This window comes from Vibrio sp. 1-1(7), assembly GCF_013048485.1.
Taxonomy (GTDB): Bacteria; Pseudomonadota; Gammaproteobacteria; order Enterobacterales; family Vibrionaceae; genus Vibrio; species Vibrio fujianensis.
This window is the reverse complement of the sequence record NZ_VHSP01000001.1, coordinates 675,411-695,478: the sequence shown is the minus strand read 5'-3', so window position 1 is coordinate 695,478 and position 20,068 is coordinate 675,411. Positions and strand designations below refer to the sequence as shown.

The following is a 20,068-nucleotide window of genomic DNA, read 5'->3' as shown; positions in this document are numbered from 1 at the left end:
ACATAACCAGTGAGACATTTTGTCTTAGGACGGTTCGAACCACTTGGTCAAAATGTCCCTACTTTTTATAGGATATTTTGTTTAGCCTCGTGTTCAGGTAAAAGCGATGAAGGCAGCTTCGCTTCTTCTGCCTGACCCTGGCTGCTGGATGGCTCTTTGCTTATCTTTGCCAATTGATCTGTCGATGTTTGCGTTTCATCTAGCCACTCTCTTAATGTTTTCGAGATTTCGCTCGCTAAGTTGGTCTGATCATGATAATCGTCATCGTAATCATCCAACTGATCACGCTGGTTAAAGTCACCATTAAAAAAAAGCTCGCGTAGGGCCGTTTTCTTTATTTCTTGTGATGCCTGCGAAAGTAATAGTGAAGAAAGCGTTCCTTCTTCTTTTGTTATCCTTGATGGGTTTGGATCGTCAACCGCTACGGTTTGCACAGCATTATCGTCACTCCTGTCATCACGAGAGGCAGAAGCCAATCTCGAGGCATCACTTTTAAAGGTCGCTTGAAGAGGTTGTTTTTCCTCTTCTTGATTTAATTTACGTTTTGACCAACGATGGAAAAAAGTACTACTTGCCACTGGCTCTCCCTGCGCCCTTGCGCTTTTTAGTTTGACACGCCAACAACTCACCTTCGCGACCAATATAAGCTTCCATCCAAGCCTGTACTGCAAGTGGCATGGGTGCGGAAAGGACAATATAATCACTATCCATATAACGAGCCGCCACATTTTGTGCAGCGGTTAAGCGAACTAATTTCGCTTCTGGCTCGGTTAGGTTTTCTAAGATAACAAACAGTTTGGGCTCACGAGAACTAAGATTAAAGCGGTAATCCGTCCGTTCATCTCTAAAGAGTTGCAACGTCAACCAAGCTATATCGGAGGCGGTTGGGGCTAAATCAAATCCGACTAACTGCCATTGAGCGGTCATCCACCGCCCCACTTGAACCTCTTGCAACACGAGCTGACAACGGATCGGCCATTGCGAGTCTGTTTTGGTTGGTAATTCAGTACATGGAACGTTTACAGGCATAAGCACTAATCCCTCATGCAAAATATTTAGAATCAAACGATCAACAATAGCTAAACCAAGCAATTATTAAGCCACATATATCCTTCCTACTTGAAGCGACAGCGGTGTGGGTTATGTTCGTTCACTCCAATGATCTCGCCTGTCTATGCTTATGGGATTGCTTCTCAACAGACCTTAGGGCAAATTTTTCCAGACAATTTATCATCACTTGCCGACCTGCAATTCCAAGTTGTTGGGGGATAACAAACCGACCCAAGGTTAATCATGGAATGATATTTGCTCTGACTTGGCATACGATACACAGACTAAAGCTTAAGTAATCACATTGATAGGAAGCCACGGTGCCTAACACATTTTCGACCATAAAACCGAGTGAAAACCCTCAACAAACCATCGATGTCATAGTGTACGATCAATATGGAGAACCATTGACCAAATCCATCGCTTGTGAACGCCCTTTAACAGTATTGTTAAACTGGAAAGAAGTGGTCACGCTCATGACTCTTGGCTCTCGTCCCGAAGCTTTAGTTCTTGGCTACTTAAAAAATCAAGGCTTTATTTCTGATCCGAGTAAGCTGAAATCAGTCATTATTGACTGGCAAACCCATTCTGCCGCAGTCATCACTGAAGAAAACATTGCGCGCGTTGAGCCTGCGCTTAAGAAAAAAACCGTCACATCTGGTTGTGGACAAGGGACAATGTATGGCAATGTGATGCAACAACTTGAAGGGTATCAAGTTCCACAGACTGATCTGAAACAATCACAAATATACGCCGCTTTAGAGGCATTAACTCACTATAACGATACTTACCGTAAAGCTGGCGCGGTACACGGTTGCGCTATTTGTCAAGATAACCGCGTACTCTCTTTTGTTGAAGATGTTGGCCGACATAACGCGGTTGATACGTTAGCCGGTGAATTATGGTTAAACGGTGATACTGGGGAAGATAAAATTTTCTACACGACCGGCCGTTTAACTTCAGAGATGGTGATTAAAGTTGCACAGATGGGAATACCCGTTCTGCTTTCTCGTTCCGGCGTGACTCAAATGGGGTTAGATCTTGCGAATCAATTTGGTATTACCACCATTGCGCGAGCCAAAGGATTAAGATTTGAGATTTATAGCGGTGCGAGAAAAGTAGATTTTGATGTGAAAAGTTAATCTCCAAAGGAATAATAACAAACAATGATGCGATACCCTGCTGACTTGAAGCTACCGCAGTGTTGGCTACGCTCGTTCACCCCCAATCGCATCGTCTGCCTATGCTCATGGGGACTCACTTACTGGCCGTCTACCTATCACCTCAAGTTGTTTGGGTATAGTTATTGTTTATATAGTTATTGTTTAGGTGCCGTTAACGATAGCTGTCGATTATCTGATTAAGCTTGTTATTTTCTTTTATAATATCAATGCCTTGCTGAATTTTACTGACATACTCATCGGGGGTGTCTTTATGAAAAGCAAAATAGGTTTGCGATTCATGCAGGACATAGACAATTTCATAATTATTGGGATCAATATTATGCTCCCTCATAATAAATGCTCCCACATTATCACCATAAGCCCATAAATCAATACGTTGAGCATCTAATTGACGAACAACCATTTCTGGTGTGGCTGATGAACGTAATACATTATCGTTAACTCCTGCACTTTTTAATAGCTGCTCTCCAATATCTTCTCGTACAACCCCAACTCGATAGTTATTCACATCGGTGATCGATGAGAGCTTAATTTGACGATCCTTCGCTGCCCACAAGACAATACGACTTTCGACAATAGGGCCAGCCCATTTGAATAAGTTTTCTCTAGCGTCGGTTCTCGTCATCGAAAATAATACCGTATTAGGTGTATTTAATGCCGAAGCATAACCTCTCGCCCAAGGTTGTAAACTGACATCTTGACGATTGACGGGATCATTTACCGCTTGAGTTGCATGTTCTAATATATCAATCGCAATACCGGTTAATTGCCCTTTTTGCTCATAATTGAAGGGAGGGTAATTTTCAGTGATAAATTTAAGGGAACTCAAACTGGCCGATATTGCTATTGAAGAAAAACATAATAAAACCGCCGTTAAGATAAATTTAATTTTCATACTATATTCCTTCCTATTCCATTAAACGTTAAATACTCATTGAATTGACCATGTCCCTATAACAATCTACTGATCATAATTCGTTTTAAATTGATTGAGCTGTTGAGTAATATCCTCTCCGATTCTGATTATTTCACTCGTCATTTCTAACGTGGATTCAGCGCCGATAGACACATCTTGAGATGAGTCAGTCACCGCCCGTAATGACGTATTGATATTATTAATTGCCGCGTTTTGCTGTTCGGCCAGTGTCGCGACATACTGGTTTTCATCTTGAATTTTTTTAGATAATTCGCTCATTTCTTCAATCACTTGATGAGAACTAGCAAAATGTTCGGACGTGTGCTTTAAGGACATGGCAATATCTTCCAGCTCATTTTCCACAATGGAAGTTGTTGCATTTAGTGTATTAATATTCGCTTTTATCTGTTCTGTCGAGTGACCCGTTTTTACCGCTAAATTACGGACTTCATCCGCTACAACAGCAAATCCTCTTCCTTGTTCTCCTGCTCGTGCCGCTTCAATGGCTGCATTCAAGGCTAATAAATTGGTCTGTTCAGAAATATCATTAATCACATTAAGAATGGTATTGATTTTTTCACCTTCTGCATTCAATTGATTCATGGTGTTGTTGAGCTGCAACATCTTTTGTTGTACGAGTTGTAGTTCACTGGAGGTCGATTCTATCGATTGATGCATGCGACTGGTCAGCTGATTAGAAGAGACCGCCTGTTGCGCACAATTAAGCGCTACATCGGTAACTTGTTTTACGGAGTGCTGAATCTCATCGGCCGATTGTGAAATCTTCGCTAATGTGGATTTCTGCTCCTTCAAACTCGCCGAATTATTTCTAGCCAGTTCACACCCAGAGTGAGATGACTGTGTTAACGTATCAGTCGAATGGATTATCTGCTTGACAATCCCTTCTAGAGATTCAGTAAATCGATTAATTCCTAATGTAATTTCTTTAAATTCATGTAGCTTAGACAATTGAATTCGTTTTGTAAGATCACCATTTCCAGATGCTAAATCGGATACTCGTTGCGTTAAAATTTTAAGCGGTCTAAGAACGGTAAATCTCAATAGTAATAATGTGATAATAATAATCGATAGGTCTAGGATCACCACTTCCATAATGACATTTTTCATTAATCCCTTTAATTGTGTATCAATATTAAAGTCGTTGTAATAAAGCGTGATCGACCCAACCCGTTTTTTTTCACCAAAATCATCAACAAAAAAATCGCTCTCTTTTGTTCCAGTATAAAGCGATGGAGATAATTCACGAACTTCAGGAAAATCAGGGGCATTATGAAAGAAAATGATGCTACGGCCATCGCTATCTTTAATTTGGATAGCGGAAATAATGACATTATTTAATTCAGATAATACAATCGATTTTGCGCCCTCAAAGTCAAAATCCCAAATGGGTTTCGACAAGCTGATCGAAAGACGGTTGACTGTATGATTCACATCTTGAGATAAGGATTGATAAAGTTGATGGTGATACACCTGATACTTCATAAACCCCATGCTGAGCAAAATCAGCGTCACCCACAACACCATCTGGGTAAAGAAAATCACCTGAACACTTTTAAGCATAATGACTCCAATACACATCATATCGATTTAAGTATAGTCCGTGTTTTATATGAGGCTAATTTTACTTAAATTAATTGCATCACTGTTCAGCATGGGCCAGTAAGAGCATGAATGCGGTTTATAATAGGATAAACGTTTATGCCATGCTCCACCAAACGCTCAAAGAGCATCTCGATTAAAAGTTTTAGCCCACTCGTTGGTTTATTGGTAATGAATGGGACACTTTAGCTGGAAGATAAATACTAAAAACACTACCTTCGCCGTAAACTGATTGGACTCGGATCTCTCCTCCGACTTGACTGATTAAGCTTTGTGAAACAGACAACCCGAGCCCGGTTCCATCTCTCTTCGTCGTATAGAAAGGGTCGAACACTCGAGTTAAATGCTCAGGCTTAATGCCACATCCTTCATCTTTTACATGAATCACCGCACCAAAAGTATGATTAGATTCAATCCAATCTTCACTATGAATGGTTAATTGACCTTGTCCTTGCATAGCATGAATCGCATTCATTTGTAAGTTGACCAGAATTTGTAACAGGTGGTGACGGTTAACTTCGACTGAACACTGGGCCTGTAATTGAGTAATAAACACCACGTCTCGTTTTTTACTGCCCGCTTTTACTAAAGTTATGCTTTCTTCGATGATCGGATTCACATGCTGCCAAGTAATTTCATCTTGAACGCCCCCATGGCGGCTATATTGCAATAAACTACGAGTAATGTTACGAATACGATCCACTTGCAGTAAAATGGTGTCAATTTCTTCTTCAACCCGTTGTGCATCTGCACCTAACTCAAAGCGTATCAGTTCTGCATTGCCTAAAATAACCGCGGTAGGATTATTAATTTCATGGGCAATGCCGGCAGTTAGCTCACCAAGCGCGGCGAGTTTTTCATGTACAACTAACTGTGTTCGGGTTTGATTAAGTAATTGAATATGATGCTCAAGTTGCCGTGTTTTTTCGTGCAAGCTGACCGTCCTTGAGTGCACCTTTTCCTCGAGTTGATGGGCGGCATGTTGAATTTGCTCTTTGCGTTGCTGCAGTAAATCGAGCATGTTGTCAAACTGTTTAGCCAGTTGTGCGAGTTCATGCTTTTCATCTAATCCCAGTGAACCAATCCGCTGATTCTTTCCCATCTGCACTAATTTGACAACGCGATGAATTTGCTCAATCGGACGAAAAAGATCGCGCGCCCCACGGTAAACAAACAGTCCTGAAATCAGCAATACAATCAGTGTGATACTCCCCATCTCTATCATGTTAGTGAGATAGGTTTGAATAAAAGGCCACAATAAATAGCCGGTATAAACCATACCGACCACTTGATGGTATTGATCATAGATAGGCTGATAAGCACTGATGTACCAAGCATCATAAACATAAGCCTTATCTACCCACTGTGTTCCTTGTTGCAGGACTTGCTCGACCACCTCAGCGGAAGCGTAAGTGCCGATTGCTCTGCCGACTTGTTTATTGCTATCTAACGGAACATTGGTACTCACGCGCAAATCATCAAGAAAAAGAGTTAATGTTCCCTCTGGGCTATACGGCTGGTTGGGATAAATTAGATCACGAATTTGATCGACGAGCAGGGTACTATTGTTGAGTAATATGCCGCCATCTAAAAATCCTATCATTCTTTGTTGATCATTTTTTACCGGGATAACGGTACGACTGACTAATCCTCGTTGTTCTATTTCATGACCATTCAAAATAGGAATCTGAGCTCGGCTGACTAAATCAGGGTTTAATTGTTGCAGTTCAGCCTGGCTTAAAACATCAAAAAATGATGCCCTTCGAGTTAAGTCTAGATAGCGAAACTGCTGTGCTAAAGTGTGGATCGGCTCAAAATGTAGAAAATCTAACTGATACTGTTTTTTCTGCTGCTGTACCCACTGTGTAAAGTCCTCCTCATACGCCTTACCTTGCTTTATCTGATGTTGAAAATGATACGAATCAGCAAAAGCATGGATAGCGTCGGCTTGTCTTTTTTGTAATAGAGCGATGCTATTTTCGGCCACACCTAACCGTTCAGAAATATCCACCATGACACTTTGCCATGTGTAATGTAACGACCAATACAAGCTAATCGTGAGCAGTGCAACCAGCGTCAAGCCAATCGGTAATGAGGTAAGGATCAGTAAACGATAACGAACCATGGTTTTAAATCGGCGTTGCCATTTATGCCACCAAGCTTTTTCATGACATGAATTGTTCATCATGTTCCCATTCTTTAAATTTTCGTTCTAAAGTTTTACGCGCTACGCCTAAATCTCGAGCGGCTGCCGATTTATTCCCCTGATGCCGAGTAACAATTTGTTCAATGTGCGCCTTTTCTACCTGTTTTAAACTCCAGTGGTCTGGATATCCTTGTCCCCTTAAAGTGGCCGACGCTGAGGCGCTATTTGGCTCCCCACCGTGTGACATTGTCACTGAATCCGATGCAGGCCGATTAATCGGCTCTTGCCAGTGGTGGGCCAAGGGTTGGCCCAGCAATAAGCTTCGTTCAATCAAGTTTTTTAACTCTCGGATATTACCAGGCCAATCGTAAGTATGTAGCGCCAATATATCCTCATGAGCCCATTTGGGAGGGCGAATTGCAAGCTCTGCACATAGTTTTTGAGTAAAGAAAGGTACTAATTCTTGTAGATCCTGCTTTCTCTCACGCAGTGGGCATACCTCAATTTTTAATACGTTGAGTCGATAATAAAGATCGGCTCGGAAACGGCCTTCTTCGACTTCTTGATATAAATTTCGGTTGGTTGCTGCCACCACTCTCACATCAATAGATAATTCCTTTTCTGACCCAACAGGACGAATCGCCCGTTGTTCTAATACACGCAATAATGCAGATTGCATATTGAAGGGCATTTCTCCTATTTCATCTAAAAAAAGAGTCCCACCATTGGCAACCCGAAATAATCCTTCCCGATGTTTTTTCGCGCCAGTAAATGCGCCCTGCGTATGCCCAAATAGCTCACTTTCTAATAATTCAGGAGCGATAGCCCCGCAATTAACCGGAACAAATGGCCCTTGTCGCTCGCTCGCTTCATGAATGCTGCGGGCAACAAGTTCTTTCCCGGTGCCCGATTCACCCTCAATGAGTACGGAAGCTCTTGACGGTGCAAATTGGACAATGACCTGTTTGAGCTGCTCCGTTTGTTCTGATTGGCCTAAAATTTGTGTCGCGCAATGACGTTGAAAGTCTCGTTGTAACGCATATTGCATCCGCTGATTGAGCCGCTTGTCCATGCATCGCTCGACAGCTTGTAACATTTGCTCAAGATTAAAAGGTTTAAGAATAAAGTCGGCGGCTCCTAACTTTAACGCGCTAATAGCGGTTTCTAAGTCGGCATACCCCGTCATAAAGATTACGTCTGGTTTTTGATCCGAATCGATAAAAATCGCTTCCCACTCAATGCCCGATCGTCCCGGTAGGTTAATATCCAAAATAATCAAATCATAATGAGTTGCACTACGTAATTGCTCCGCTTCGTCAATACATCCAGCGCAGTCAACTTTCGAAAACCATTTGCTTAATGCTTTTTGTAAAATCGACTGCATCCCCACTTCATCATCGACCACTAATACGGAAAATGCTTGGTAATGCTGTATCGACTTATTGCAACTAAAGTAAGACATATTGCTCTCTATTCATCTCATATAGACATAATGACCCAATGAACGTCACACTCGGTGGCGTTAAGTTGAGACATTTTGTCTTAGCTTAGGTAAGTTGTCACGATTTCACGACTCTATTCGTGGTTATTCTTTATTTTTGCATGAAAATTGTCGTAAATATCTTGGCATTGAGTTTGCTATTCATATCGCAATCCTTTCTTTTGCATCATAACGGACAAATACAATGATAAAAATATTCGTGCAGCTTATGCTCAGCCTGGTAATGTTAACGAGTGGTTATGCGTTAAGTGCTGATGCCCCCCTGCGTATTCGACTAGCGACCACAACCAGTACCTATCACTCCGGTTTATTGGATTACCTTCTGCCAGAATTTAAAAAAGATTCAGGTTACACCGTTGATGTGATCGCTACAGGAACCGGAAAAGCATTAAAAATGGGTGAACATGGTGATGTTGATCTGGTCATGACACATGCTCCAGCAGCGGAAGCTCTGTTTGTTAAACAAGGCTATGGTGTGTTACCTCGTAAATTGATGTACAACGATTTTATCCTTGTGGGCCCGAAAGCAGATCCCGCCCAAGTTTCAGATCAGCCAAACGTACAACAAGCTTTTGCTCATATTGCTGCAAGTTCGATCCCGTTTATTTCTCGCGGTGATGATTCTGGAACCCATAAGAAAGAATTAATCATTTGGGCAAAGAGCCAAGTAAAAACCGATTTTCCTGGTTACCGCTCAGTAGGACAAGGCATGGGGCCAACATTAAATATGGCTTCAGAAATGCAGGCCTATACCTTAACCGATCGTGGCACTTGGTTGGCTTATCAAAGTAAGCTGGACTTAGCGATGCTGTATGAAGGCGATTCACTACTTTTTAACCCATACCAAGTTATTCTTGTTAATCCTGAACGTTATCCAAGCATCAACTATCAGGGGGCAAAAACGTTCAGTGATTGGTTAGTGAATGCAAAAGCTCAAACGTTAATCAATAACTTTACACTCAATGGTCAGGCACTCTTTGTTGCTAATGCAGATAAGTAATAATTGATGAATCTTTGGCAAACAACTTTAGAAGCTCTCGCTTTATTGATCAGCTTTGATGCTGAGTTATGGGGGATTGTTGCGGTCTCCTTTAGTGTTTCTTTAGCTGCCGTGATTCTAGTATTACTGCCGGCTGTCCTGCTGGCCTTTCTCTTGGCTTACAGCCATTTTCGAGGAAAGTGGCTGCTGTTATCCTTGATCAATACGTTACAGGCGGTTCCAACCGTCGTGATTGGCCTGCTACTTTATATGCTACTCTCTCGATCAGGTCCGCTTGGTGATTGGCAGCTGTTATTTACACAAAAATCCATGATTCTCGGACAAATGCTGATCTGTTTTCCTATTTTAGTTTCCATGATGCATGGTGCACTACAATCGAGTGATCGTCGCTCGGTTGAAACCGCCATGACATTAGGGGCTTCAGTCCCACGTATTGCGATGACCATGGTTTGGGAAACTCGTTTCCCGCTTTGTGCCGCAATCATCGCTGGTTTTTCGAGGATTGTGACCGAGGTCGGTTGTTCGATGATGGTCGGAGGCAACATTATGGGCTTAACGCGCAACATTCCTACGGCTATCGCCATGGAGAGTCAAAAAGGCGCATTTGCTCAAGGCGTCGCACTCGGTATCGTCCTACTTTGTTTAGCATTGATACTAAACTTCTTGCTCTCAAGCATGCGGGGCAAAGGGTATCTACGTACCTAATTTAAAACGATAGAAAGGATATCCTATGTCGATAAAACTTACTGCGAGTCAGTTGTCTATGCGTTTTAATGAGCGAGGCTTATTTCATATCTCACAGCTAGCGCTTGGCCCTCATGATGCGATCTACCTTAAAGGTGATAATGGAGTTGGCAAAACGACATTGCTAAAAATCCTTGCTGGCTTATTAACGCCTACAACCGGTATTGTCTCTCAACATCAAGTATGGTGGCGGCGCTTATTACGCAGCCGGGCTCATAAAAACATCGTGTACTTACACCAAACGCCTTATTTATTTGATGATACTGTCTATCGTAACGTCGCTTATGGGATTCGTTTTTCTTCTTTACCGGCCAAAGACAAACGCAATAAAGTGATTACCGCTTTGCGTATGGTTGGCTTAGAAACATTAGCACACGAGCACATCTCGGTCTTATCCGGTGGAGAAAAACAGCGGGTTGCCATGGCAAGAGCTTGGATATTAAGCCCTTCTATTTTATTAATGGATGAACCAAGCGCTTCATTAGATGAAGAATCTATCGATAGATTAGTTATAATGGCGAAAGATTTATTAAACCGTGGATCCAGTTTGGTGATCACCAGTCATCAAACCAATGCATTAACGGCGTTATGTCACAAACAGTGGTGGATCAAAAACCACCAACTTGTTGAATCGCCTTTATTGCATGTTATTCCAGAATCATCAGAGACCATTTATGTTACTTCCATCTCAAACTAGTTGGGTTATTTTAGCTGGCGGACAAGCAAGCCGTATGGGGGGGAAAGACAAAGGATTAATAAAGCTTAATGGCAAACCCCTGATTGAACATATCCTTGAACGATTAACACCCCAAGCGAAACATGTGTTGATCAACGCCAACCGCAATCAGTTAGATTACGAAAAATATGCCCCAGTTGTGAGCGACCGAGTTGAACACTATCCAGGGCCACTGGGTGGTATTCACGCCGGGTTAACCTACGCAAAAACCGACTGGGTTGGCTTTATTCCGTGTGATAGTCCACTCTTATGTGAAGATTTTGTCACCCGTTTTTGCAATGCCGTAACCACAGAGAGTGAAATCTTAGTGGCTCATGACGGTCAGCACCAACAACCGGTTTTTACCCTGTTTCATCGCCGCGTGTTACCCAGATTAGAAGCGTTTTTAACACGTGGTGATCGTAAAATCATATTGCTCTACGAGGAATGTCATACCGAATATGTCGATTTTAGTGATCGCCCATCGTGTTTTTTCAATTTAAATACTCCCCAAGAACTGGCCCAATTTGGAGCATTACAATCATGAATATTCAGCGTCCATCCCTCCCCTTGCTGGGTTTTGCCGCTTATTCAGGAACAGGTAAAACTACATTACTTGAAGCCTTATTGCCTAAATTAACTCAAGCCGGGCTACGTATTGGGATATTAAAACATGCTCATCATGATTTTGATGTCGACATTCCTGGCAAAGATAGTTATCGACTCCGTAAAGCAGGAGCCTCACAAATGTTGGTGGCCTCTCGTTATCGATACGCATTGATGACGGAAACACCAGAAGCAGAAACTGAGTTTAATGCGTTACTACAACGTTTTGATAGTCAGCAATTGGATTTAATTTTAGTCGAAGGTTGTAAAAATATTGCGTTCCCTAAAATTGAGTTACACCGAGCAGAAGTCGGTAAACCTTGGTTATACTTAAATGATCCCAACATTATTGCGATTGCAGCAGACGAGCCTATCGAAACCGCCCTTCCTTACATGTCCATCAATGATTTAGAGGCAATTGGACAATTTATTTTAAACTACGTAAAAAGCCATTCTGCTCCGCCTGCAACAAGCGCCAGTTGCGATACGCTTTCTCCCGCTTTTCTTTCGGTTACGCAAGGGGTTGAGAAAATTCTTGCTGCGGTAACCCCAATTCATGGTCAAGAAAAACTGGCTATCTGTAATGCTTATGGACGGGTACTTGCCCACCCGATTATCTCTCCAATTTCAGTTCCGGCATATCGCAATTCAGCGATGGACGGGTACGCCATTCGTAGTGATGATCTCGGCCGTTCGCATTACAAGCTTGTCGGAGAAATTTTAGCCGGTCATCCGTCTTCACAATCACTGGCGATGGGGGAATGCATGAAAATCATGACGGGTGCTCCGATGCCAAATCAAGCGGACACCGTGATCATGCGAGAGCAAGCCGTTGAAACTCATCAATCCGTCTCTTTTAAAATGGATGCAGTGAAAGCAGGACAAAATGTTCGCCAAGCCGGTGAAGATCTTGCTCAAGGCCAAACCGTTTTTTATGCTGGGCAACGAATCCACTCAGCAGAAATGGGCATGCTTGCTTCGCTGGGTATGAGCGATGTTGCTGCTATAAGACGTCTAAAGGTTGCTATATTTTCCACCGGCGATGAAGTTCAAGCCCCTGGCACCCCACCATCCGAGCATACCCTTTACGATTCCAATCGCTTTTCCTTGAGCGGGTTGCTCTTCCAACTGGGCTGTGAAGTGATTGATCTCGGTATTATCGAAGATAATGAAGATAAAATGATCGCCACATTACAACAAGCCACCCAACAAGCGGATGTGATCCTAACCTCTGGTGGTGTATCCGTGGGTGATGCTGACTTTATAAAATCAGCTCTCGAAAAACTCGGGCGAGTCGACTTTTGGCGCATCAACATGCGTCCCGGCCGCCCTTTAGCCTTTGGGCGTATTGGACAGTGCCCTTTCTTTGGTTTGCCCGGTAATCCTGTGGCTGTGATGGTTTCATTTATCAACTTTGTTGAACCCGCCCTACGCAAGATGCAAGGTGAGATCGGCTGGCAACCATTAAAAGTTCGTGCTATTGCTAGTGAAGAGTTGCGATCACGTCAAGGACGGACCGAATTTAGCCGTGGTATTTACTCGACAAATGCCTCTGGACAACTTGTCGTGAGAAGCACAGGAAAGCAAGGTTCTGGAATTTTACACTCGATGAGCCAAGCCAACTGTTTAATTGAGATTGACCCCGCCGTCGATAAGGTGAGTGTCGGTGAAAGCGTGACAATCATCCCACTTCAAGGCAGAATTTAGCCCATTAATAAGAGTAAATAGAGAACCCCATGGCTCGTACCATTATTTACAGCTACAAAGATGAACAGAAAACATTAACATTTTCCTATGAAAAACATCGCAATATTCATGAAGCGGTTGCTGAAGCAGAAGGGATTGATCTTTCCGAGTATTTGAAGATGGAATTGCAGCTCGAAGCCGTCTCAGATACTAAAGCTGTGCGTAATTACCGTGATAACTATTTTAAAAAGTTAGGCTTTGGATTGATCACCTTGCAAGCGAAAGAAAACCATGGTGTCGGCAAAAAACCAAAGGCTTAAACAAACCTCGCACAGTCGTTAATATAAAGGCTTACTTCTTAGTAAGCCTTTTTGACTTTATTCAAATTACTTAATATTTAGGAAAGCAGCGCCACGAACACCGCCAGAGTCGCCGTGCTTGGCTTTAATGATTTTTGGACATTTAGCGACAGACAAGAGATGCTTAGGAATGCGTTTCGGCATTTCTTGATAGATCAAATCAAAGTTAGACAAACCGCCGCCCAAAACCACAACATGCGGATCGGTAGCAGTAAACAAATTTGCTAAGCAGATCGCTAACAGCTCCATAAAACGCTCAACATGCTCAACCGCTTTAGCTTCTCCTTGCTGGTAAGCGGTAATAATATCAATCGCCGCTTTCTTTTCCGCAAAATAGTGTTGATAAATCAGCTCAAAACCACGGCCAGACAAATAATTATCAAGACAACCTTTGTTACCACAACCACAGCTTAATAAAGGCGCTTTTTCACTACCTAAATGGAACCAAGCATCAATCGGCAGACGCATATGGCCCATTTCACCGGCAACATGGTTACGGCCAGAGAAAATTTTTCCATCATAAACTAAACCACCACCAAAACCGGTGCCCAGAATCAGCCCCATCACCGAAGGTGCCTTTTTCAGATCTTCATCCCATGCTTCTGATAATGCAAAACAGTTTGCATCGTTTTCAATTTTTACACTCCGCCCGACTTTGGCTTCAAGATCGGCGCGCAAAGGCTTGCCTTTTGCAGCCGGAACATTGACGGTTAAAACCGTGCCATCATCGGCATCTTCCATACCAGGTAGACCAAGACCAATGGTGCCTTCAACACCAAATTGAGCATCATATTTTGCAATTAACCCAGCAAGGGTATCGACTAATAGAGCATAATCTTCTGTTGGTGTCGGTACTCGTTCGGTTGCCACACGTTGTAAATTTTTATCAAAGGCACCAAACTCAATTTTTGTACCACCGACATCAAAGCCATAATACATGCTTATCTCTCCTTAAAAATACCCGACCTTGGGTCAAATTATCAAAAAACAAAACCGCAATATTATCCATATTGCTGATTAACTTGTCCGTGACCAATGCCCCGAGTTTATGCTGTTCACGGCAAAGTTTATACATGAAAACATCATGATAGATTAATATTTAGACTCACCTCGCTTTATTAAACCGTTTGTTGATAAGCTTGCCATCTTTGTAGTGCAGGTTTATCGAGCATTGGCTTAAGTCGCGATTTACCGAGCAAATAACTTTCTTTAAAGGCTTCAAACCAAATATGCAATGCTTCTGCTCCTTTTTCTTCACCACACAGCGATAACACTAAACTTGCAACTTCTGCGGTCGCCAAATATTGCTCATCGCTGGCTTTTCGCATCAAATAACTCGACAGTTGTTCTGGTTCAATAGATAAAATCGGGAGTGAGGCAAGATAAGTTGAACGGCGAAAAATTCGTTTGGCTTCACGCCAACTACCATCAATAAAAATTAATAATAGTTTTTGGTTTCCCTTTAATTGAGGTATCGCACCCAGTTGACGCTCTCGATCTTGCTCGGTTTGCGCTGGAAAAACCAGGATCGGGAGAAAATGAGGATCAGAGAGTAGTGATAACATTTGTGGATCAGGTTCGGTACGATGCCACTGATAAACATAAGTTTCTTTTACTGTATCGGCAATTAATCGCCCAGTATTACTGGGTTTAAAGACTTCATTTTCAGAAACTAACAACATGACCGCAACGTGGGTCTCCATATCTGGCTGAAATTCGCATAAGCAGTGTGCTTGTGGTACATGGCAAAATGAACAGCGCGCTATTTTTGAGCCGCGGGCTAAAAAAGGTTTAGTTGATCGCTGCAGGCGATCCTGATACAAACGGTGAAAAGCGTGAATTCTCATAACTATCACGGAAAATGAAATGAGCGATAATTTTACCGCTCAGCTCTCTAGCTGGCTACTCTTTTAAAAAGTTGTTTTACTGAATAGGAGGTTCAACGCCAATGCAAGCAGAAACATGGCGCTTGGTTATTTTTTTATTTGTACTTATCGCTTGTGCAGTATGGGAAAAATTGCTACCACGCAAAAAACGCACTCAAGCAATATGGCTACGTTGGATTAATAATTTAGGGCTGGTCGGGTTAAATAGCCTATTAGTGACTATATTGATGCCCGTTGTTGCTTTTTCTGCGGCTCAATGGGCACAAGAGCAACAATTCGGGTTGATGTATTGGCTTACAGTCCCTTCTTGGCTAGCCTTATTACTTTGTTTAGTCATACTTGATGCCATTATTTATGCTCAGCACGTTTTGTTTCATTACATCCCCAGCTTGTGGCGTTTACATCGTATGCATCATGCCGATCAAGATATCGATGTCACCACCGGGGCTCGGTTTCATCCGATTGAAATTATTCTTTCGGTCGGCATAAAAATTATCGCCGTAGTAATATTAGGCGCATCGCCTCTTACTGTTCTTTTATTTGAAATCATCCTTAATGCGAGCGCGATGTTCAATCACAGCAATGCTAAGTTAGGATTAACCCTTGATAAGTGGCTGCGTAAAGTTGTGGTGACTCCTGATATGCACCGCGTGCATCACTCCATTGTTCCTGTCGAAACTCATGCCAATTTTGGTTTTTGTTTATCTATATGGGATCAATGGTTTGCAACTTATCGCGCTCAACCTGAACGCGGGCATGACAAGATGATAATCGGTCTACCAGACTTTCAAAACCCTAGAGAACAATGGCTAGATAAAATGCTAACTCAGCCTTTTCGTCGTCATTAAAAGAAGAAATGCCGCAGGATGAGAAAAATGAAGAAACGTCACTACTTAAGCTTATTAGCTTTGTTTATGGTCATTGGCTGTTCGACCACACCCAAGCGTAGCGCAAGTCATCAACAGTGGTTACAGCCGCCACAATGGCCAGAGAGTTCACTATTTTTGGTCTATCAACAATGGCAAGGCGTTCCTTACCGCCTCGGTGGTTCTAATAAAACTGGAATCGACTGTTCAGCGTTTGTCCAGATCGCATATCAAGACGCTTGGCAACAATCACTCCCGAGAACCACACGCTTACAGAGCCAACAAGGTCAAGCTATTGAGTATCATCACGCTCAGTATGGCGATTTAGTTTTTTTCAAAACATCACATACCACTCGCCATGTTGGGATCTATTTAGGCAATAAATCGTTTATGCATGCATCAACGTCACAGGGTGTAGTGATATCGAGAATTGATAACCCTTATTGGGCATCAAAACTATGGCAATTCCGACGAATAGCAAATCCGCCGTGGTCAACAATAAGTGAATCAACTGAGGCGAGGAGATAAAACGATTGAGGTTTAGTCATATTTACTGACCGCAGAGTCAAATAGATTTTTGACCAAAGCAATATATTCATCTAAAAATAGGATCTGATCATTGGTGGCAGGCTTTGACCAAACGCCAGCCAGTACTTCGCCTAAATCATCGACCACCAGATCCGCTTCTTTCAGTAATTGAAAGCGGACACTTGAATGCAGTTCAGGGTTTTGCTCAAATATCGCCATAATGTTACTAGCAACCATATCAGTGATGACATCTTCGACACTTTCTTTCCCCGTGTAACCATCACGAGTAAATATGTCCATGTTCATCGATAAATGTTCAATTAGAGCTGAATAACCATCGGTGTCTACAACCACTTTTTTTCTCCGCTTTACCACTTACTGCCAGAATCCATGTTCCCTTGAGTAATACTAAGCCATGAACGACCTTTTTCACAGATTTATGCTATAGAATATTTGACGACGAGCCATTTCTTCAACAAAAAAGATCGCCTCTCATCATAATAAGCGACTTTGATGAACGAGTAGCGCGACTCTCTATAAGAAATATCATTATTACACCTCAATCTCAGTGTACAAGGAAAAGTGTATTTAAGACCCGCTGAGAAACTTGATAACTATCACATTTATATATTTTAGCGCTGCCAAAATGATAATCTGGCTAAATTATGTGCGTTAAAATTGAACATATTTAACGCCATCACCTACACTAGGTGTACATTAATAGGGATGGGAAGATCGCTATGTGGCAGGCTATTGCACAACAACTTTCAGAGACCTTATCAATCCACTATCGTATTGTTGAAAAAGAAAAATTACCAGGCGGTGAACTTCATGACTGCTATGTTATTTCTAATGGTATAGAACGCTACTTTGTTAAGATAAACCAACGTGATTTTATCCACCACTATGAACTGGAAGCACAAAATCTAAAGCTTTTAGCTGAAAGTGACTCGATTACAGTTCCCGTACCTAGGTTAGTCGGGACAACGAAAAATCATGCTTTTATTATCCTCAATTATTTGCCGACGAAGCCGCTCGATAACCCAGAGCAGAGTTACTTATTTGGGCAACAGTTAGCGAAACTGCACCAATGGGGAGAACAAAAGGAGTATGGGTTTGATGTGGAAAATCATCTAGGTACATTAATACAGCCTAACCCTTGGCATAAAAAATGGGCGCTATTTTTTGCTGAACAGCGTATAGGCTGGCAACTCCAATTGCTCAAGGAAAAAGGTATTGATCTGGTGGACATTGATCAGTTCGTTGGGCTCATTAAATACAAGATCGGTGCTCACACACCGAAACCATCTTTACTTCATGGTGCCTTATGGACGACGAATGTCGCACAATCGGTAACAGGGCCGATCAGTTATGACCCGGCTTGCTATTGGGGAGACAGAGAGTGCGATCTTGCCGCAACAGAGCTGTTTGGTGGTTTCCAGCCAGAATTTTACCTCGGTTATGAAAGTATTTATCCGCTTGATGCTCACTATGCAGAACGCAAAAACATCTATAATCTTTACCTACTTCTGAGCTACTGCAATCATTTTGGTGGTAAGTATTTAGCTCAAGCCGATCACTTGATCAAAAACTTACTCGCTGACTAGTCTCTGTTGACCAATAAAAGTAAAGCGCTCGATGGATAGAGGCGCACATTGACTTGATTTATTTTTTGAGCTTTACCGCAGTACCAAAAGCAAGCACTTCTGAAGAGCCATCAGTAATAGCACTGGTGGTTAAACGTACTGCGACAACAGCATCAGCGCCCAATAACCTTGCTTCTGTTAATAGCCGCTCGATAGCCATATTTCGAGCGTCCGTCAACATTTCAGTGTAACCTTTCAGTTCGCCCCCCACCAAACCTTTTAAGTTTGCCATAATATCTCGACCAACATGTTTAGACTGAACAACATTACCCATGACAACGCCTAAAATATCAGTAATTTCCTGACCAGGTACTGTTTCTGTCGTCGTATATATCATCACTATAATCTCTCCATTATTGAGGTCAATATCCCCACTCTCGTTGAAGCGCAAGCAGTATGGGCTGCATTCGTTGATTCCAATCAGATCATCAGTGAATGCTCATTGCGACTTGCTCACCGTCGACCTGTAGCGCCAAGGCGTTGGGGGATGTCAAATTTCACGTGTTTCTTCAAAATTTATACTTAATTTTCAACTTTAAGCAACTTAACAGCTTAATATTACTATATCTCCCACAGAAGTAAGGAAAAGAGAGATGAAACCATTTACCGAAAGAACGGCACTTTGTCCTCATTGTGGTCACGCTATTCGCATCACTTTGGATGCGAGTAATGGTAGCCAAGAATTCTATGATGACTGTCCTGCTTGCTGTCATGCGATACATTTAAATATGACCGTTAATGAGCTAAAAGATAGCGTAGAACTAACTATTGATGCCGATGATGAACAAATATTTTAACCTCCCTGCCAAAAACAAAAATCGTGGTTAAGCGGTATTCTCTTAATCACGATTTAACTAAGTGATTCGTCGAGCGGGGCAAAGCAGCTCACTTATTTGCAAGACTGGGACATCAGTACTCGTTCAACAGTATCAACAATAGCTTGTGTTTGCGGATCAAATTCAACGTTAATTTTATCCCCGACTTGACGCCGTCCAAATAATGTTCGTTGTAAGGTTTCTGGAATAAGATGAACATTAAAACGATTCCCTTCTACCTGACCAATCGTCAATGAACATCCATCAAGACCAATATACCCTTTGGTCAGGATATATTTCATTGCAGTGCTAGGTAACTCGAACCAAAGTGTCTTATTATTTTTAGACTCAATCACGTCGACTAGTGTAGCCATCTCACTGATATGACCAGACATTGAGTGGCCACCGATTTCATCGCCAAATTTTGCGGCTCGCTCAACGTTCACTTCATCCCCAACCTGAAGGGTTCCTAAATTGGTGACCGCTAACGTTTCTTGCATTAGATCAAACGAAGCACACCGATCCGCGATATGAGTAACCGTCAAGCAACAACCATTATGAGCAACAGATGCGCCAATGGTTAACCCCTTAGCAAGCGCTTGAGGCAACGCTATAGTATGGGTTTGAAATTGTGTTTTCCTTTCAATCGAGACAATTTTAGCGGTCCCTTGTACAATGCCTGTAAACATTTCATTATTCCGATAAATTTTCGTGGTGCTTAGTGTGACATTTCTTTATCATTCTCTCTAGGTCTGTTGACCCTAGTACTACATAATATCATGGCATTTTCCTAAGCTATA

The 20,068-nt window shown here is 42.2% G+C and carries 22 protein-coding genes; 11 read left to right on the top strand and 11 right to left on the bottom strand.

The features are described from left to right. Nucleotides 1-65 precede the first annotated feature (65 nt). Together FKN05_RS03300 and FKN05_RS03295 are read right to left on the bottom strand one after the other, a co-directional pair. Nucleotides 66-578, bottom strand: a complete 513-nt coding sequence (locus FKN05_RS03300) for a DUF3306 domain-containing protein (RefSeq protein WP_157928712.1) — start codon at nucleotides 576-578, stop codon at nucleotides 66-68. Further along, the gene (locus tag FKN05_RS03295) at nucleotides 568-1,029 is read right to left on the bottom strand and encodes a DUF3305 domain-containing protein (protein ID WP_161428480.1); all 462 of its coding nucleotides are present in this window, start codon (nucleotides 1,027-1,029) and stop codon (nucleotides 568-570) included. The genes FKN05_RS03300 and FKN05_RS03295 overlap by 11 nt, the downstream gene beginning before the upstream one ends. Before the next feature lie 341 nt (nucleotides 1,030-1,370). Between FKN05_RS03295 and fdhD the strand changes: the two genes are divergently transcribed. After that, nucleotides 1,371-2,192, top strand: a complete 822-nt coding sequence (fdhD, locus tag FKN05_RS03290; RefSeq protein WP_170886892.1) for a formate dehydrogenase accessory sulfurtransferase FdhD — start codon at nucleotides 1,371-1,373, stop codon at nucleotides 2,190-2,192. 193 nt (nucleotides 2,193-2,385) lie between these two features. Here the strand turns inward: fdhD and FKN05_RS03285 are convergent, their stop codons facing one another. The 4 genes from FKN05_RS03285 to FKN05_RS03270 all read right to left on the bottom strand — a co-directional run bounded on the left by FKN05_RS03285 (nucleotide 2,386) and on the right by FKN05_RS03270 (nucleotide 8,378). Continuing rightward, on the bottom strand, nucleotides 2,386-3,129 hold the full coding sequence (locus tag FKN05_RS03285; protein WP_099612446.1) for a substrate-binding periplasmic protein: 744 nt from the start codon (nucleotides 3,127-3,129) through the stop codon (nucleotides 2,386-2,388). Nucleotides 3,130-3,195: 66 nt separating this feature from the next. After that, nucleotides 3,196-4,731 (bottom strand): methyl-accepting chemotaxis protein, encoded by a 1,536-nt coding sequence (locus tag FKN05_RS03280; RefSeq protein ID WP_170886891.1) that lies wholly within the window; start codon nucleotides 4,729-4,731, stop codon nucleotides 3,196-3,198. 184 nt (nucleotides 4,732-4,915) lie between these two features. After that, nucleotides 4,916-6,958, bottom strand: coding sequence for a sensor histidine kinase (locus FKN05_RS03275; RefSeq protein WP_524540886.1), 2,043 nt, complete (start codon nucleotides 6,956-6,958; stop codon nucleotides 4,916-4,918). Then, nucleotides 6,936-8,378 (bottom strand): sigma-54-dependent transcriptional regulator, encoded by a 1,443-nt coding sequence (locus FKN05_RS03270; RefSeq protein WP_170886890.1) that lies wholly within the window; start codon nucleotides 8,376-8,378, stop codon nucleotides 6,936-6,938. The genes FKN05_RS03275 and FKN05_RS03270 overlap by 23 nt, the downstream gene beginning before the upstream one ends. Nucleotides 8,379-8,601: 223 nt before the next feature. On the opposite strand from FKN05_RS03270, the gene FKN05_RS03265 reads away from it, so the two are divergent. Genes FKN05_RS03265 through FKN05_RS03240 form a run of 6 tightly spaced genes read left to right on the top strand, consistent with a single transcriptional unit; the run spans nucleotide 8,602 to nucleotide 13,488 of the window. Beyond that, nucleotides 8,602-9,417: an ABC transporter substrate-binding protein gene (locus FKN05_RS03265; RefSeq protein WP_099612449.1), complete on the top strand. Its 816-nt coding sequence runs from the start codon at nucleotides 8,602-8,604 to the stop codon at nucleotides 9,415-9,417. Between the two features lie 6 nt (nucleotides 9,418-9,423). Next, nucleotides 9,424-10,122: an ABC transporter permease gene (locus tag FKN05_RS03260; protein ID WP_099612450.1), complete on the top strand. Its 699-nt coding sequence runs from the start codon at nucleotides 9,424-9,426 to the stop codon at nucleotides 10,120-10,122. A 25-nt stretch (nucleotides 10,123-10,147) separates the two neighbouring features. Then, the gene (locus FKN05_RS03255) at nucleotides 10,148-10,858 is read left to right on the top strand and encodes an energy-coupling factor ABC transporter ATP-binding protein (RefSeq protein WP_099612451.1); all 711 of its coding nucleotides are present in this window, start codon (nucleotides 10,148-10,150) and stop codon (nucleotides 10,856-10,858) included. Then, nucleotides 10,836-11,423 (top strand): molybdenum cofactor guanylyltransferase MobA, encoded by a 588-nt coding sequence (gene mobA / locus FKN05_RS03250; RefSeq protein WP_099612452.1) that lies wholly within the window; start codon nucleotides 10,836-10,838, stop codon nucleotides 11,421-11,423. The genes FKN05_RS03255 and mobA overlap by 23 nt, the downstream gene beginning before the upstream one ends. Next, nucleotides 11,420-13,189 carry a bifunctional molybdopterin-guanine dinucleotide biosynthesis adaptor protein MobB/molybdopterin molybdotransferase MoeA gene (locus tag FKN05_RS03245; RefSeq protein WP_099612453.1) on the top strand — a complete coding sequence of 590 codons (1,770 nt, stop codon included), beginning with the start codon at nucleotides 11,420-11,422 and terminating at the stop codon, nucleotides 13,187-13,189. Before mobA ends, FKN05_RS03245 begins: the two co-directional genes overlap by 4 nt. 29 nt (nucleotides 13,190-13,218) lie before the next feature. After that, the gene (locus tag FKN05_RS03240) at nucleotides 13,219-13,488 is read left to right on the top strand and encodes a DUF2960 family protein (protein WP_078927034.1); all 270 of its coding nucleotides are present in this window, start codon (nucleotides 13,219-13,221) and stop codon (nucleotides 13,486-13,488) included. Between the two features lie 66 nt (nucleotides 13,489-13,554). Here FKN05_RS03240 and nagK read toward each other — a convergent pair whose 3' ends face one another. Both nagK and FKN05_RS03230 read right to left on the bottom strand, forming a co-directional pair. Next, complete coding sequence (nagK, locus tag FKN05_RS03235; RefSeq protein WP_161430575.1) at nucleotides 13,555-14,466, bottom strand: N-acetylglucosamine kinase; 912 nt, start codon at nucleotides 14,464-14,466, stop codon at nucleotides 13,555-13,557. Between the two features lie 179 nt (nucleotides 14,467-14,645). After that, on the bottom strand, nucleotides 14,646-15,374 hold the full coding sequence (locus FKN05_RS03230; RefSeq protein ID WP_099612455.1) for a tRNA-uridine aminocarboxypropyltransferase: 729 nt from the start codon (nucleotides 15,372-15,374) through the stop codon (nucleotides 14,646-14,648). 101 nt (nucleotides 15,375-15,475) lie between these two features. Here FKN05_RS03230 and FKN05_RS03225 point away from each other — a divergent pair, with 101 nt between their 5' ends. Next, a complete protein-coding gene (locus FKN05_RS03225; RefSeq protein WP_099612456.1) occupies nucleotides 15,476-16,261 on the top strand; it encodes a sterol desaturase family protein in 786 nt (261 codons plus the stop codon). 27 nt (nucleotides 16,262-16,288) lie between these two features. After that, a complete protein-coding gene (locus tag FKN05_RS03220) occupies nucleotides 16,289-16,807 on the top strand; it encodes a C40 family peptidase (RefSeq protein ID WP_161426927.1) in 519 nt (172 codons plus the stop codon). Between the two features lie 12 nt (nucleotides 16,808-16,819). Here FKN05_RS03220 and FKN05_RS03215 read toward each other — a convergent pair whose 3' ends face one another. Further along, complete coding sequence (locus FKN05_RS03215; RefSeq protein WP_099612457.1) at nucleotides 16,820-17,161, bottom strand: DUF3802 family protein; 342 nt, start codon at nucleotides 17,159-17,161, stop codon at nucleotides 16,820-16,822. Nucleotides 17,162-17,547: 386 nt separating this feature from the next. On the opposite strand from FKN05_RS03215, the gene FKN05_RS03210 reads away from it, so the two are divergent. Continuing rightward, nucleotides 17,548-18,414, top strand: coding sequence for a fructosamine kinase family protein (locus FKN05_RS03210; protein WP_099612458.1), 867 nt, complete (start codon nucleotides 17,548-17,550; stop codon nucleotides 18,412-18,414). A gap of 58 nt (nucleotides 18,415-18,472) precedes the next feature. On the opposite strand, the gene FKN05_RS03205 is transcribed toward FKN05_RS03210, so the two are convergent. Next, nucleotides 18,473-18,790 (bottom strand): heavy metal-binding domain-containing protein, encoded by a 318-nt coding sequence (locus FKN05_RS03205; protein ID WP_099612459.1) that lies wholly within the window; start codon nucleotides 18,788-18,790, stop codon nucleotides 18,473-18,475. Nucleotides 18,791-19,046: 256 nt separating this feature from the next. On the opposite strand from FKN05_RS03205, the gene FKN05_RS03200 reads away from it, so the two are divergent. Next, nucleotides 19,047-19,250, top strand: coding sequence for a CPXCG motif-containing cysteine-rich protein (locus tag FKN05_RS03200; RefSeq protein WP_099612460.1), 204 nt, complete (start codon nucleotides 19,047-19,049; stop codon nucleotides 19,248-19,250). Between the two features lie 92 nt (nucleotides 19,251-19,342). Here FKN05_RS03200 and FKN05_RS03195 read toward each other — a convergent pair whose 3' ends face one another. After that, nucleotides 19,343-19,957, bottom strand: a complete 615-nt coding sequence (locus FKN05_RS03195; protein ID WP_170886889.1) for a riboflavin synthase subunit alpha — start codon at nucleotides 19,955-19,957, stop codon at nucleotides 19,343-19,345. Between the last annotated feature and the right edge of the window lie 111 nt (nucleotides 19,958-20,068).

Bases quoted from the DNA above. Each gene is read 5' to 3' on its own strand.
- FKN05_RS03295 (WP_161428480.1), bottom strand. From the start codon at position 1,029: ATGCCTGTAAACGTTCCATGTACTGAATTACCAACCAAAACAGACTCG.
- FKN05_RS03285 (WP_099612446.1), bottom strand. From the start codon at position 3,129: ATGAAAATTAAATTTATCTTAACGGCGGTTTTATTATGTTTTTCTTCA.
- FKN05_RS03280 (WP_170886891.1), bottom strand. From the start codon at position 4,731: ATGCTTAAAAGTGTTCAGGTGATTTTCTTTACCCAGATGGTGTTGTGG.
- FKN05_RS03275 (WP_524540886.1), bottom strand. From the start codon at position 6,958: ATGATGAACAATTCATGTCATGAAAAAGCTTGGTGGCATAAATGGCAA.
- FKN05_RS03270 (WP_170886890.1), bottom strand. From the start codon at position 8,378: ATGTCTTACTTTAGTTGCAATAAGTCGATACAGCATTACCAAGCATTT.
- FKN05_RS03265 (WP_099612449.1), top strand. From the start codon at position 8,602: ATGATAAAAATATTCGTGCAGCTTATGCTCAGCCTGGTAATGTTAACG.
- FKN05_RS03260 (WP_099612450.1), top strand. From the start codon at position 9,424: ATGAATCTTTGGCAAACAACTTTAGAAGCTCTCGCTTTATTGATCAGC.
- FKN05_RS03255 (WP_099612451.1), top strand. From the start codon at position 10,148: ATGTCGATAAAACTTACTGCGAGTCAGTTGTCTATGCGTTTTAATGAG.
- mobA (WP_099612452.1), top strand. From the start codon at position 10,836: ATGTTACTTCCATCTCAAACTAGTTGGGTTATTTTAGCTGGCGGACAA.
- FKN05_RS03245 (WP_099612453.1), top strand. From the start codon at position 11,420: ATGAATATTCAGCGTCCATCCCTCCCCTTGCTGGGTTTTGCCGCTTAT.
- FKN05_RS03240 (WP_078927034.1), top strand. From the start codon at position 13,219: ATGGCTCGTACCATTATTTACAGCTACAAAGATGAACAGAAAACATTA.
- nagK (WP_161430575.1), bottom strand. From the start codon at position 14,466: ATGTATTATGGCTTTGATGTCGGTGGTACAAAAATTGAGTTTGGTGCC.
- FKN05_RS03230 (WP_099612455.1), bottom strand. From the start codon at position 15,374: ATGAGAATTCACGCTTTTCACCGTTTGTATCAGGATCGCCTGCAGCGA.
- FKN05_RS03225 (WP_099612456.1), top strand. From the start codon at position 15,476: ATGCAAGCAGAAACATGGCGCTTGGTTATTTTTTTATTTGTACTTATC.
- FKN05_RS03220 (WP_161426927.1), top strand. From the start codon at position 16,289: ATGAAGAAACGTCACTACTTAAGCTTATTAGCTTTGTTTATGGTCATT.
- FKN05_RS03210 (WP_099612458.1), top strand. From the start codon at position 17,548: ATGTGGCAGGCTATTGCACAACAACTTTCAGAGACCTTATCAATCCAC.
- FKN05_RS03205 (WP_099612459.1), bottom strand. From the start codon at position 18,790: ATGATATATACGACGACAGAAACAGTACCTGGTCAGGAAATTACTGAT.
- FKN05_RS03200 (WP_099612460.1), top strand. From the start codon at position 19,047: ATGAAACCATTTACCGAAAGAACGGCACTTTGTCCTCATTGTGGTCAC.
- FKN05_RS03195 (WP_170886889.1), bottom strand. From the start codon at position 19,957: ATGTTTACAGGCATTGTACAAGGGACCGCTAAAATTGTCTCGATTGAA.